The organism is Pseudoduganella sp. UC29_106 (genome assembly GCF_044055365.1).
Lineage (GTDB): Bacteria > Pseudomonadota > Gammaproteobacteria > Burkholderiales > Burkholderiaceae_D > Rugamonas.
The window spans coordinates 1,098,761-1,113,183 of record NZ_CP171977.1; the positions used below are offsets into that span (position 1 = coordinate 1,098,761).

The window sequence follows — 14,423 nt, forward strand, 5'->3', positions numbered from 1 at the left end:
GCCTGGATTAGAAGTTGTACTGCGCGCCCAGCTTGAAGTAGCGGCCGATAGCGCCGGAAGCGTCCATCGGGTTGTAGCTCAAGCCACCGTAGGTCAGCGGATCCAGCGGAGCGACCTTGTCGAACAGGTTGTTCACCGATGCGAACAGGGTCAGCTGCTTGCTCCACTTGTAACGGGCCGACAGGTCGGTCGTCAGGAAGGAAGCGATCTTGCAGTCGCCAGGCGCCGGGTTGCCGTTCGCCAGCGTCGATGCGCACAGGCCACCCTGGAAGTAGGTGTTCTGCATCGAATCGCGCCAGTTCACGTTGGCTGCCAGGTTGAAGTTTTGGGTGTAATCCCACGAAGCGTTCAGATTGATCTTGTTCTTCGGGGTGCCCGCGCAGTTCGAAGTGTCGCAGTTGCCGTGGGTGCCGTTGTACTGGTACACCACGGTCTCGCTTTCGTGACGCTTCCACGATGCGGTGTGGGTCCAGGTCAGGCCCACAGTGGCCCGGCCGTATTCACCCAGACGCAGGCGCTGCTTGATGTCCAGGTCCACGCCGCTCACTTCGGTGAACGAAGAATTGCGGTATGGGGCCTGGGTCAGCACCAGGGTGCCGGTGTTCGGGATCGCCACGCCGTTCACGACCAGGTTGTTGTCGTTACGGACAGCGGTCGGCAGAGCGGCAGCTTCGTTGTACGGCAGCGGGTTGATCTCGTTGGAGCGCTTGATCTTGAATGCGTCCAGCGCCATGCTGGTGCCTTCGAACGGATCCCACACGATACCGGCGGTGAAGCCCTTGGAGGTTTCAGGCTGCAGGTTCGGGTTGCCGACCTTCACCGCTGCGACAGGAATGCCGCAGTCGGTCGCGGTCGCGCCGCCGGCTGCCGGCTTGCCGCCTGGGCAGCGGATCGGATCGATCACGGTGGAGGTGCCGGTGGACTGGGACAGCGCGCTGCCTTCAGCCGGGCCAGGAGCACGGAAACCTTCGGTGTACGTACCGCGGACAGCGAACGACTTCACTGGGGTCCACTTGATGCCGGCTTTCGGCGTGGTGGAGTTGAAGTTGTCGTATTTGTCGTAACGGAAGGCAGCGCTCACTTCCACGTTCTTGATCACCGGCGCCAGGATCTCGGCGTAGATAGCCGAAACCTTGGTGTCGCCGAAGGCAGCAACGTAGGACGAGTTGATGGAGCCGTCTTGCGAGCCGCTCAGGGACGGGTTGGACAGCTTCTCGCGGCGGTGTTCGGCGCCGATTGCCAGGCCCATGTTACCGCCAGGCAGGGCGAACAGTTCACGCGAGGCCTTGAAGTCGATCACGTCCAGCTTGGTGGTCGAATCGGAGGTCGCGTTGGTAACCATGGCGGCGTACAGCGAAGCCGGGTTCTTGTAGGCGTCCGCGCCGATATAGTACGGGAAGAACTTGGAGGTCGGGTCGCCCAGGGCGGCGCGCACGACCTTCATGTTCAGCATATTGCTGTAATCCAGGTGCAGCTTGGACTCGGAGTGGGTCAGGCCGGTGTCGAAGTCCCAACCTGCGTAGTTGCCCTTCACGCCCACCACGAAGCGGGTGAACTCGTTGTTGGCGACACGGGTGCTTGGGCCCACGTCAAACGCAACGTAACGGATGCGGGTCGCAACGCCGTACGGGTTTTGCGGGTGCGAAGCAGCCATCAACGGCAGGGTGCTGAAGTTGATGAAGCCCAGCGGGTTGGCAGCGTTCGGCGGGAAGGCCACGGTCGGGGTGACCGAAGGCGGTACCAGGGTGAAGGCGGTGTCGCGCTTCGAGTAACCGGCTTCCGCGTAAGCTTGCAGGTTGTCGTTGACTTGCCAGGTGCCGCGCGCGTACAGATTCTTCGACTCGATTTCCGGCTGCATGTCGCGGAACTGGTCGTGGTGCCACAGGCAGCCGCCGTTGGCGCCGGTCTGGTCCTTGGTGGCGCTCAGGGTAGCGCAGCCAGGCAGCGACACATAGTCGTTGGTGGCCGGGTTGCGGATCGAGCCGGCCGGGCTTGGGGAGGCGTTGTTGTTGCCGGCGATATAGCCGCCCGCGAACTGGGTGCCGACCGGGTAGCCGTAAGGACGCAGGTCGCCGTGGCCGATATAGCCGCGGTCCTTGCGGTCGGAGTTCTTCAGCTTGTCGGACTGGAAGTACTCGGCGTTCAGCACGACGTTGTACTTGTCTTCGTCCAGGTTGCCTTTGCCCCAGGTGATGGAAGCTTTGTTCTGCTTGCCGTCGTCGTAGCGGGACCAGCCGGTATCGCCTTTCAGCTGCAGGCCTTCGAAGTCCTTGCGCAGGATGATGTTGACCACGCCGGCGATCGCGTCCGCACCGTAGGTGGAGGAAGCGCCATCCTTCAGGATTTCGATGCGTTCAACGATTTGCATCGGAACGGTGGACAGGTCGGTAAAGCTCTTCTGGCCGTCGTCAGCACGGGCGAAAGGCGCCATGCGGCGGCCGTTCAGCAGGACCAGGGTCGAGGTGGCGCCCAGGCCGCGCAGCGAGATCGCGGTGGAACCGGCAGCAAAACCGTTACCGAAGCCGGTCGGCAGGGAGCCGGCGCCGTCCACGGTCAGGGTTTGCAGGTATTCGGCCACAGTGCCCTTGCCCGACTTCATCAGGTCGTCGCGGTTGATCACGGTAACCGGGGATGCGGTCTCAGCGGTTGCGCGCTTGATGCTCGAACCGGTGATTTCCACGCGTTGAATCGAGGCGTTGGCGTCTTGTTGAGCCATTGCCGGTGCAGCCAGAGCCAGGCCTGCCGCGCCGAAAACAGCCAGGCGAACGGAACGGGCCATGATCTTTTCCATCATGTTTAAAGCCTCCAAATTGGACGATAACGAGCTACCTACAGCTATTTCTTGCCGTTTCGATGCTCCCAATTGAAGGAACTCTCTTTGGAGTTCCTGCAAGCAAAGGATAAGAACATTCGGCTGTATAAGGTGTCAACGAATAAATAGGAAGGCAAATGTATAAATTTGTATAACGATCAGCAATCTATGCGCTAATTTCGCCGAATTTTCCAACTAAAAGCCGGTTTCTGCCGATAACTTACGCAGACACTAAAACTACAAGTAATTGTGTGAGCGGCAGGAAAATGTATCGTTTTCGACACATTGCCGATGTCTGCCGGAATATGCGCTATCGTTACGGCTTTTCGGAGCCGAGATGAAGTCACACTGGCTTGTGTGCGTGCGCCTGAGCCTGGCCATGCTGCTGGCTTTGCCGCTTGCCCACGCCGAGCCGGTCAAGACCTTGCGCTACATCCTGCCGGCCGCCGAAACCAGCTTCGATCCCGCCGTCTCGCGCGACTTGTATACCGGGCATGTGCTGCAGGCCGTCTTCGACACCCTCTACAGCTACGATTACCTGGCCCGTCCCGCGCAACTGATGCCGGCTGCCGCCGCCGCGCTGCCGGAAGTGTCGGCAGATGGCAAGACCTACACGATCCGCCTGAAAAAAGGCCAGATGTTCACGCCCGACCCGGCCTTCGGCGGCAAGCCGCGCGAGCTGACGGTGGCCGACTTTGTCTATTCCTGGAAGCGCCTGTTCGATCCGAAACTGGCTTCGCCCCACAGCTGGCTGTTCGAAGGCAAGATCGTCGGTCTGGATGCGCTGGCGGCGGAAGCGGCGCGCACCGGCCGTTTCGACTACGACAAGCCGATTCCCGGCTTTGAAGTCGTCGATCCTTTCACCCTGCGCATTCACCTGGTGGCCACCGACTGGAACCTGGGCATGATCCTGGCGCACGAACCCACGGCCGCCGTGGCGCGCGAAATCGTGAAGGCGTACGGCGACGAGAAGGGCGAAGTGCATTCGAACCCGGTCGGCACCGGCTACTACAAACTCTCGCAATGGACGCGCGGCAGCAAGATCGTTTTGGAAGAGAACACGGGCCACCTGCCGGAAACCTGGGACTTCAAGGCCGGCAGCGACCCGGAAGACCAGCGCATCGTGCGCCAGATGCAGGGCAAGAAGATCCCCCAGATCGGCCGCATCGAAATCTCGATCATGGTGGAAGACCAGTCGCGCTGGCTGTCCTTCACCAGCGGCGAGACGGACCTTTTCTGGCTGGACGGCCCGCTGGCGCCGAAGGCCCTGCTGGATGGCGAACTGCGTCCCGAACTGAAGGCGCAGGGCGTGCAGCTCTCGCGCCAGCTTGATCCTGAAATTACTTTTTATTACTGGAATATGCAGGACCCGGTGCTGGGCGGCCGCAGCAAGGAGCGCATCGCTTTGCGCCGCGCCATCGCCATGGCGCACGATGTGGACGAGGAAATCGCCCTGGTATGGAACGGCCAGGCCCAGCGCGTCGACTTCCCGGTGCCGCCGGGCGTGGTGGGCTACGACCCGAACTATCGGAGCATGCTGCAATACGATCCCGCGCTGGCCAACAAGTTGCTGGACAAGTTCGGCTACCGGAAGGGCGCCGACGGCTGGCGCACCCAGCCCGACGGTAAGCCGCTGCTCGTCAAATACACTTCACGCAATGAAGCCAACGGTGTGCTGCAGGCCGAAGTCTGGCGCAAGACTTATAACCGGCTCGGCATCCGCATGGAAAACGAGCGCACCATCCTGCCCGACATCCTGAAGGCGGAAAAGGAGTGCAAGGTCCAGACCCGCAACTTCCAGTGGATCGCCGATTATCCGGATGGCGACAACTTCATGCAGCTGTTCTACGGCCCGAACATCCACCAGAACAATAACGGCTGCTTCCAGGACCCCGAATACGACAAGCTTTATGTGCAGAGCCAGAAAATGCCGGCCGGCCCGGAGCGCGATGCGCTGTACCGCAAGATGGCGCGCATCATCGAAGTGCAGGGCGGCGGCCGCATGGGCTATGCCCGTTACAGAAATATGCTGGCGCAAGCGGCCGTACTCGGATATAAGAAGCACCCCATCCTGCATCAGGAGTGGGCCTACATTGATATAAAAAGGTAAATGATGTTCGCATATGTGTTGCGCCGCCTGTGGCAGATGCTGCCGACGATGCTCGGCGTCGTGCTGCTGGTGTTCGTGCTGTTCAACTGGGTGGGCGGCGATCCGGCCTATATCCTGGCGGGGAAGATGTCCAACGCCGAGAGCATCGCCAACATCCGCAGGCAGCTGGGCGTGGACCAGCCCTACTATGTGCAGCTGGGGATCTTCCTCAAGCAAATCGCGACCTTCGACTTCGGCCAGAGCTGGGCCACCGGCGAGACGGTGTCCAGCATCATCACCACCCGCCTCGGCCCTTCGCTGACGGTGCTGGTACCGCTAACCATCCTGGAAACCTTCTTCGGCATCGCGCTGGCGCTGGCGATTGCCTTTGTGCGCGGTTCGCTGACCGACCGCGCCGTGATGATCGCCTGCACGATCGGCATGTCCATCTCCATCCTGGTCTACATCATCGTGTTCCAGTATGGCCTGGCCTACAAGGCGGGCCTGTTCCCCGTGCAGGGCTGGGGCGAGAACTTCTGGGAAAACCTGCTGCGCTATTCCACGCTGCCCATCCTGATCGGGCTGGCCGTGTCCATCGCGCCCACGCTGCGCCTGTACCGCACCTTTGTGCTCGATGAAGCGAACCAGGACTATGTGCGCACGGCGCGCGCCAAGGGCTCTCGGAGCGGCGCGTGATGTGGGTGCACGTGCTGCGCAATGCGTCCATTCCCATCATCACCCACGTGATGGCCAACCTGCCGGCACTCCTGATCGGCGCCTTCCTGCTGGAGCGCTTTTTCGGCATCCCCGGCATCGGGCGCGAGGTGATCCTGGCGGTGGAGCGCTCCGATTTCCCGGTGATCAAGGCCATCACCGTCTACGTCGCGATTGCGACCATGGTATTCAACCTGCTGACCGACCTGCTGTACCAGGCAGTCGATCCGCGCGTACAACTGAAGTAAGGATTCCCGATGCACGATATTCACGCTTCGCCCGGCCTGTGGGCGCTCGCCTGGCGCCGCCTGCGCGCCGACCGGGTGGCCATGGCGGCCATGGCGATCGTAGGCGCCTTCCTGCTGATGCTGGTGTTGTCCGCCTCCGGCCTGATCGTGGCCGACTGGGAGGATGAAGTGGCGGTCAACTATGCGCCGCCGGCATTCCTCGGCATCGCCGCCGAGCCGCTGGCCGGCGCTGTGCCGGCGGCAAGCCAGCCTTCTGCCGTGCCGGAGAACGAATTCGATCCGTTGGCTGCCGATATCCGCGAACTGAAATCGGAAATGACGTCCCGGCCGACGCAGGACGTCGATATGTATGGCGTGAAGGACCCGCTGGCGCCCGAGATGAAGGAGCTGCGCGCCGGCATGGCGAAAGCCGAACGCCAGGCTCACATCGAGCGCAAGCCTTCGCTGCTGTTCGGCGCCGACAAATGGGGCCATGACGTGATCAAGAAAACCATCAAGGGCGCTGAAACTTCGATTATCGTCGGCCTGGTGGCGGCGCTGGTGGCGGTGGGCCTGGGCACGCTGTTCGGCGCCTTCTCCGGCTATTACGGCGGCCTGGTGGACGACTTCTTCAACTGGTTCTACAGCATTTTCACGTCCATCCCATCCATCCTGATGATCCTGACCGTGGCGGCGGTGCTGCAGCAGAAGGGCATCGCGACCATCGTGCTGATCCTGGGCCTGACCGGCTGGACCGGCCCTTACCGCCTGATCCGCGCCGAGTACATCAAGCACAAGGCGCGCGAGTACGTGATGGCGGCGGATGCCATCGGCGCCTCCGCCTGGCGCAAGATGTTCTCGCATATTTTCCCGAACGTGAGCCATGTGGCGCTGGTGCAGATGTCCATCCTGGTCGTGGGCTTCATCAAGGCGGAAGTGATCCTGTCCTTCCTCGGCTTTGGCGTGCCGGTGGGGGTGGTGTCCTGGGGGTCCATGCTGAACGAGGCGCAGAACGAACTGATTCTCGGCAAATGGTGGCAGCTGACGTCGGCCGCCGTGGCGATGGCCATCCTGGTCACGGCCTTCTCGCTGTTTACCGATGCCCTGCGCGATGCGCTCGACCCGAAGGTGAAGTGATATGGACAAGCTACTGGAAGTACAGAACCTGCGCGTCAGCTTCAAGGTCGACAAGAAGAACACTTTCGAAGCCGTGAAGGGCATTTCCTTCGCCATCCCGCGCAATGCGACGGTGGCGCTGGTGGGCGAATCGGGCAGCGGCAAGTCGGTCAGCTCGCTGGCCATCATGGGGCTGCTGCCGGCCCTGACCACCATCATCGACCCGGCCAGCCGCGTGCTGTTCGACGGCCGCGAAGTGCTGCACCTCTCGACCGCGGAGCGGCGCGCCATGTGCGGCAAGGATATCTCGATGATCTTCCAGGAGCCGATGTCTTCGCTGAACCCCGTGTTCACGGTCGGCTACCAGATCGCCGAAGTGCTGCGCCAGCACATGGGCATGAACAGGCAGCAGGCGAGGGCGCGCACGCTGGAACTGCTGGCGGAAGTGGGCATCCCTGATCCGGACAAGAAGATCGACGCTTATCCGAGCCAGATGTCCGGCGGCCAGCAGCAGCGCGTGATGATTGCGATGGCGATCGCCTGCGAACCCAAGCTGCTGATCGCCGACGAGCCGACTACCGCCCTCGATGTGACGATCCAGAAGCAGATCATGGAGCTGATCGCCAGCCTGCAGAAGAAGCACCAGATGTCCGTGCTGTTCATCACCCACGACCTGGGCCTGGTGGGCGAGATTGCCGACGAGGTGATCGTGATGCGTCACGGCGAGGTGCGCGAAACGGGCGCCGCCCAGGATGTGTTCAGCGCGCCGAAGGACAATTACACGCGCGCCTTGCTGCATTGCCGTCCCTCGCTGGATGCGCGCCCGATCCGCCTGCCGGTGATCGCGGACTACATGGATGGCAAGGTAAATGTCGACCTGCCGCAGCGCGAGCGCGGCTACAAGCCCGACGACGAGATTGTGCTCGATGTGCGCAACCTGAAGAAAAGCTTCTGGCTGCGTGAAGGTTTGTTCGGCAAGCGCGAGTTCCAGGCGGTGAAGGATGTGTCGTTCAAGCTGCCGCGCGGGAAAACGCTGGGCGTGGTGGGGGAGTCTGGGTCCGGCAAGTCCACCATGGGACTGACCCTGTTGCGGCTGCACCAGGCTACAGGCGGCACGGCACTCTTCGAGGGCAAGGATCTGCTGTCCATGCCGGCGAAGGAGTACATGGCCTACAAGCGCCGTATACAGATTATTTTCCAGAACCCGTATGCCTCGCTGAATCCGCGCTTTACGGTCGGCCAGATCCTGCTGGAGCCGATGCGGCTGCACTCGATCGGCGCCAATGACCGCGAACGGACGGACATGGCGATGGCGCTGCTGGAGCGGGTGGGACTGCCGCCGCACGCTTACCACCGCTACCCGCACGAGTTTTCGGGCGGCCAGCGTCAGCGCATTGCGATTGCGCGCTGCCTGACCATGAAGCCGGAAATCCTGGTGTGCGACGAATCCGTGTCGGCACTTGACGTGTCCGTACAAGCTCAGGTGCTCAACCTGCTGCAGGATCTGCAGGATGAATTTGGCCTTTCCTACATCTTTATCTCGCACGACCTCTCGGTGGTGAAGTATATTTCCGATCAGGTGATGGTGATGAATAAGGGGGAGGTTGTGGAAATGGCGAATTCGGATGATTTGTACCGGAATCCCACCCATCCTTATACTCGGACGCTGCTTGGGGCTATCCCGCGCGGCGCCGGATGAATTGCGCTAACATACGAATATTATGGCTAACCTGATCTACCTTCTGCAGCAGTACGGCGTCCTCATTGTGTTCGCTGTGGTGCTTGTCGAGCAGATGGGATTGCCGATTCCCGCCTATCCGATCCTGATCGTCGCCGGTGCGCTGGCGATGGATGGCGGCACGCCTTTCCTGGGCGTGCTGGTGGTGGCGATGTCGGCCTGCCTGCTGGCGGACCTGTTCTGGTTCCGCGCCGGCCGCCGCTACGGCAAGCGCATTCTCAAGCTGCTGTGCAAGATTTCCCTGTCCCCGGACTACTGCGTGAGCCAGACCGAGGACAATTTCAAGAAGTGGGGCCCCAAGTCCATGATGGTGGCCAAGTTCATTCCCGGCTTTAATACCATTGCGCCGCCGCTGGCGGGCGCCATGGGCACCAGGCTTTCCGTGTTCCTCGGCTTTGCGCTGACCGGCGGTCTGCTGTGGAGCGCCACCGGCATCGCCATCGGCGCTTACTTCCATTCGGATGTGGACGCGGTGCTGGAGTTGCTGTCAACCATGGGCAGCACCGCGCTGATGGTGCTGGGCGTGCTGCTGGCGCTGTTTGTGCTGGCCAAATTCATCGAGCGCCGCCGCTTCCAGAAGGCGATGCAGACCGAACGCATTTCCATCGACGAGCTGCGCGAGCTGCTCGATTCGGGCCACGATCCGGTCATGATCGATGCCCGCAGCGCCACGGCCCAGATGCTCGATCCGCCCGTGCCGGGTGCTTTGCTGGTCAATGGCGATCCGGCCAAGCTGATTTCCCAGCTGCCCAAGGACCGGCATATCATCGTCTATTGCAGCTGCCCGAATGATGTGACGGCCGCCAAGGTGGCCAAGCAGTTGCACGCACACGGCTATAAACGCGCCAAGCCGCTGCACGGCGGGCTGGACGCGTGGAATAGCGCGTTCCGGCCGGAAGCGGTTGTCGCCGCCGAGCTGACGCCCGAGCCGTTGGCGCCGGCGGACGCCCGACAGTAATTTTCCCGTTATTTCCCCCCGCCGCCCGTGTCCCCCGCAGGCGGCGCCGCCCAGCACGCACGGCGGATCAATGATCCGCCCTACGCCATATCGATGACATTCCGTTTCAAGGTGCACGTCGCCGGGGGGGGCATCGATGACATGGCGCTTAGAAGTCCGCGACGGGTGGTCATCGTGGCATTCCGGTCGAACGCCCTCGACGCGTAGGGCGGATCATTGATCCGCCGTGCGTGCGCCGTCGGCGGCTTGTCCGGTAGTCATACTACGCCGCAATTTTGCCAAATTGTCGCGTTTTCCGCGCCTCTTGTACCCAAACTACAAAGAATTCTTGCGCAACCGCCAAGATATCCCGTAGCATTAAGGCTCGACCGAATTTGCTGATTGCCATGACTGCTCACACCACTTCCGCGCCGGCTCGCCTGCTGGCGGACATCGGCGGCACCAATGCCCGTTTCGCGCTGGAACTGGGCGCTGGCCAGATCAGCAATATCCACGTATTGTCCGGCGCATCCTACGACACGCTGGCCGATGCACTGAAAGCCTACCTGGCCTTGCCGGACGTGCAGCAGGCCGCCGGCCAACCGATTCGTCACGGCGCCATCGCGATCGCGAACCCGGTGAATGGCGACTTCGTGCGCATGACCAACCACCACTGGGAATTCTCGATCGAGGCCCTGCGCCAGGAAGTGGACTTCGAAGTGCTGGTCGTGGTGAACGACTTCACTGCGCTGGCCCGCTCGCTGCCCCACCTGTCCGACGCGCAAAAGCACAAGGTCGGCGGCGGCTCGCCGCAGCCGGGCGCGCTGGGACTGGTGGGCGCCGGCACGGGCCTGGGCGTGTCGGGGCTGATCCCGTCGCCATCGGGCTGGACGGCGCTGCTGAGCGAAGGCGGCCACGTCAGCTTTGCGCCGATGAGCGCGGACGAGGTGGCAATCCTGCAATACGCCTGGACCGAGTTCGAGCATGTGTCGGCTGAGCGCCTGCTGTCCGGCCAGGGCATCGAGCTGCTGTACCGCGCCATTGCGCATCTCCGCGGCGAGAAAGCGGAGACGCTGGCGGCGTCTGAGATCGCGCGCCGTGCGCTCGCCGGCGACTGCCCGCTGTGTGACGAGGCCATCGAGCACTTCTGCACCATGCTGGGCACCATCGCGGGCAACCTGGGCGTGACCCTGGGCGCCGTCGGCGGTATCTATATTGGCGGCGGCATCGTGCCGCGCCTCGGCGAGCGGTTTGATCGCTCCGGGTTCCGCGCGCGGTTTGAGGAGAAGGGACGGTTCCGTTCTTACCTCGCCGCGATTCCTACTTATGTGATTACGGCGGAGTATCCGGCTTTTGTTGGTGTTTCGGCAATTCTGGCCGAGCGGCTGGCCTAAGGCGGCTTTGCCTCGGCTCACGCACGGCGGATCAATGATCCGCCCTACACCCCTTTGGGCCTCACGCTGTTGATTTCTCGCGCCGCGTAGGGCGGATCATTGATCCGCCGTGCAAGCTCAGTCGTGCCGATTGATGAATCCGACGGGGCAGATCAACGATCCACCCCGCGAATTGCACCGTTCGCGGTTTTATCAGGTACAATTGGCACAGTTGGATGAAACGGCGCCAATCGTTCCTGGGTTTGCCGTCCTGTTTTCGCCCTGAAAACAATACTCTCCACCTGAGACTCTCGCCCCGGCGCGCAGCGGCCCGGCGCCTTCTCTTGCATCGCTTTGCAAACAACAAGACGATATGAATACAGTTGAGGCGAAAAAAGTCCTCGAAACCGCGTTGCTATGCGCAACTGAGCCTTTGTCGATCCACAGCCTGAAAAAGCTGTATGTCGATGTCGATGACCAGGGCAGGCCGCTGGGCCAGGGCGTCGGCGCCGATACGATCAAGGAATTATTGGAAGAATTGCGCCTGGACTGGCAGGGGCGCGGCATTGAAGTAGTCAGCCTGGCGAGCGGATGGCGCTTCCAGAGCCGGCCTGAGATGAAGATGTACCTGGACCGCTTGAGTCCGGAAAAAGTGCCCAAATATTCGCGGGCCACACTGGAAACGCTGGCGATCATCGCCTACCGCCAGCCTGTGACGCGCGGCGATATCGAGGAAATCCGCGGGGTTGCGGTGAACTCGCAGACGATCAAGATGCTGGAAGACCGCGGCTGGGTTGATGTGGTCGGCTATCGCGATGTGCTGGGCCGTCCGGCCCTGCTGGGGACCACGAAGCAGTTCCTGGACGACCTGGGGTTGGATTCGCTGTCCCAACTGCCGCCGCTGCAGCAATTGGGCGGCGAGCAGGAGTCCAACCCGCTGGAAGTGCTGGAAGCGGCGCTGGAAGAGAATTTCGAGAAGGCGGCGCATGCCGCCGAACACACTGAACATACTGTTGATGCGGCTCCCACAGAGGAGCCGGTAGTAGAAACGGCGCCGGATGCAACGCCAGACGCTGAGCCACCACAAGATACGAATAATGACGAACTCCGAGAACACCCCTGAGACCGGCTCCCCGGCTGTCGACGCAACCGCTGCCAAGCCTAAGCGCCGTACCAAGGCACAGATTGAGGCTGACAAGGCTGCCGCTGCTGCCGCTGCGTCCACCGAGGCCGCACCGGCTCCGGCCGCCAAAAAGCCGCGCACCACCAAGGCCAAGGCCGAAGTGGCCGCCGCTGATGCTGCTGTGACCCCGGTTGCCGCCGCGTCTTCCGCGGATGCCGCCCCGGCGCCGGCCAAAAAGCGTGCGACCAAGGCCAAGTCCGCGGTCTCCGCCGAGGCGGGCGACGCGTCCGCTCCGGCCGCTGCCGAGGCGCCGCGCGCCGCCGCCCGCAAGTCCGCCGCCGCCAAGCCTGCCGCCGAAGCCGCGCCTGCCGCTGCCCAGGGCGATGCCGAACCGGTCGCCGCTGTGGCCAAGCCGGCCCGCAAGACCGCGTCCTCCGGCCGCCGCAAGACGGCTGACGACGCCGCTGGCGCCGCGCTGGAAGCTGCACCGGTCAGCGTGTCCGACGCCGTACCGGCCGCCGCGAGCGCTGACGCATCCGCCGCAGATGGCGGCAACAAAGCCCGCACGCCGCGCGGTCCGCGCCAGATGCGCGAGCAGCGCGCCCTGCGTGAGGCTGAGCGCGCCGCATCCGAAGCCGTGCACGCCGGCGCTGCCGAGCAGGGCGCTGCTGCAGAAGAGGGCGCAGGTGCTGAAGCAGGCGCCGCCGCACCAGCCGCTGACGGCGTGTGGCCGACCAGCGTGCCGGGCGACCGCCAGGGCAAGAAGCATGGCAAGCACAAGAACAAGAAGGGCAGGCACGGCCAGCAGCAAGGCGAAGGCCAGCCAGGCCAGCACGCCCAGGGCGGCCAGCCAGGCCAGGGCCAGGGTGGCCAGGGCCAGCATGGTCAGAAGCAGCGTGTTGCGGGCGCCTTCGGCAACAAGATGAAGCACAAGGACAAGGCATCCGAAGCCGATGCCGTGTTCTCCTTCGTCACCTCGGAAGACTTTGACCGTGAAGATGGCGCCAAGGGTAAGCAGCAGCCGAAGCCGGTGCGCCGCGACCTGACGGCGGAAGACGACGCACCGAAGCTGCACAAGGTCCTGGCCGAAGCCGGCCTTGGCTCGCGCCGCGATATGGAAGAGCTGATCATTGCCGGCCGCGTGTCGGTGAACGGCGAGCCGGCCCACATCGGCCAGCGCATCCTGCCGACCGACGCCGTGCGCATCAACGGCAAGCTGATCCAGCGCAAGGTGAGCAAGAAGCCGCCGCGCGTGCTGGTCTACCACAAGCCGGCCGGCGAAATCGTGTCGCACGATGACCCGGATGGCCGTCCATCCGTGTTCGACCGCCTGCCGACGATGAAAGCAGGCAAGTGGCTGGCCGTCGGCCGCCTCGACTTCAATACCGAAGGCTTGCTGCTGTTCACTACCAGCGGCGACCTGGCGAACCGTCTGATGCATCCGCGCTACAACATCGACCGCGAGTACGCCGTGCGTACCCTGGGCGAGCTGGAAGAGGGCATGCGCCAGAAGCTGCTGTCCGGCGTTGAGCTGGAAGACGGCATGGCCCAGTTCTCCAAGATCGCGGACGGCGGCGGCGAAGGCGTCAACAAGTGGTACCGCGTGGTGATCGGCGAAGGCCGCAACCGCGAGGTGCGCCGCATGTTCGAAGCCATCGGCCTGACCGTTTCCCGCCTGATCCGTACCCGCTACGGCGCGCTGACCCTGCCGAGCAACCTGAAGCGCGGCCGCTGGGAAGAGATGGAAGAGAATACCGTACGCGACCTGCTGGCTGCGGTTGGTTTCAGAAGGAAGCCTCCGGTGGCGGCGAGCAGAAGAAGCCGCAGCAGCAGGGCGGCGGCGGCAACAAGCGCGAACGTGAGCCGAACGGCAACCGCATGGACGTGAGCAATAAGAATGCCGATCCGTTCCCGACGGCGCCGCGCGGCGGCCGCAACCAGGGCCAGGGCGCATTCTATGGCGCGGGCCGCGGCGGTTTCGGTGGCGGTCATGGCGGTGGCCAGGGCGGTCACGGTGGCCAGGGCGGTCACAGTGGTCAGGGCGGTCACGGCGGACATGCGGGCTTTGGCGACCAGCGCCAGGGCGCCGGCGGCGGCAACAAAGGCAAGGGCAAAGGTCCGCGCCAGCCCGATCCGTTGCAGACGACCTTCGGCTTCGCCGGACACGGCCAGCAGCAGCGCCGCGGCGGACAGCAGCGCGGCGGCGCCATGGATCATGGCATGCCGCGCCGCCGCAAGGGCTGAGAACCCAACCCAAAGGCTGGTGTCTGCCACGATGTGGCAGACACCTTGGC

At 63.3% G+C, this 14,423-nt stretch carries 7 protein-coding genes and 2 pseudogenes; 8 read left to right on the forward strand and 1 reads right to left on the reverse strand.

From position 1 onward, the window contains the following. Positions 1–7 precede the first annotated feature (7 nt). Positions 8–2,779 carry a TonB-dependent receptor gene (locus ACHMW6_RS05750; RefSeq protein ID WP_395406183.1) on the reverse strand — a complete coding sequence of 924 codons (2,772 nt, stop codon included), beginning with the start codon at positions 2,777–2,779 and terminating at the stop codon, positions 8–10. Positions 2,780–3,191: 412 nt separating this feature from the next. Here ACHMW6_RS05750 and ACHMW6_RS05755 point away from each other — a divergent pair, with 412 nt between their 5' ends. The 8 genes and pseudogenes from ACHMW6_RS05755 to rluB all read left to right on the forward strand — a co-directional run bounded on the left by ACHMW6_RS05755 (position 3,192) and on the right by rluB (position 14,373). Next, positions 3,192–4,922 (forward strand): ABC transporter substrate-binding protein, encoded by a 1,731-nt coding sequence (locus ACHMW6_RS05755; RefSeq protein ID WP_395408541.1) that lies wholly within the window; start codon positions 3,192–3,194, stop codon positions 4,920–4,922. 3 nt (positions 4,923–4,925) lie between these two features. Continuing rightward, a pseudogene (locus ACHMW6_RS05760) lies at positions 4,926–5,863 on the forward strand (ABC transporter permease). A gap of 9 nt (positions 5,864–5,872) precedes the next feature. After that, positions 5,873–6,979, forward strand: coding sequence for an ABC transporter permease (locus ACHMW6_RS05765; protein ID WP_395406184.1), 1,107 nt, complete (start codon positions 5,873–5,875; stop codon positions 6,977–6,979). 1 nt (position 6,980) lies between these two features. Next, positions 6,981–8,657 carry an ABC transporter ATP-binding protein gene (locus tag ACHMW6_RS05770; RefSeq protein ID WP_395406185.1) on the forward strand — a complete coding sequence of 559 codons (1,677 nt, stop codon included), beginning with the start codon at positions 6,981–6,983 and terminating at the stop codon, positions 8,655–8,657. A 22-nt stretch (positions 8,658–8,679) separates the two neighbouring features. After that, positions 8,680–9,654 carry a VTT domain-containing protein gene (locus ACHMW6_RS05775; protein ID WP_395406186.1) on the forward strand — a complete coding sequence of 325 codons (975 nt, stop codon included), beginning with the start codon at positions 8,680–8,682 and terminating at the stop codon, positions 9,652–9,654. Between the two features lie 386 nt (positions 9,655–10,040). Then, positions 10,041–11,027: a glucokinase gene (locus ACHMW6_RS05780; RefSeq protein WP_395406187.1), complete on the forward strand. Its 987-nt coding sequence runs from the start codon at positions 10,041–10,043 to the stop codon at positions 11,025–11,027. A 352-nt stretch (positions 11,028–11,379) separates the two neighbouring features. Then, positions 11,380–12,129 carry an SMC-Scp complex subunit ScpB gene (gene scpB, locus ACHMW6_RS05785; RefSeq protein ID WP_395406188.1) on the forward strand — a complete coding sequence of 250 codons (750 nt, stop codon included), beginning with the start codon at positions 11,380–11,382 and terminating at the stop codon, positions 12,127–12,129. Further along, positions 12,104–14,373 (forward strand): annotated as a pseudogene (rluB, locus tag ACHMW6_RS05790) (23S rRNA pseudouridine(2605) synthase RluB). Before scpB ends, rluB begins: the two are co-directional and overlap by 26 nt. Positions 14,374–14,423 lie beyond the last annotated feature (50 nt).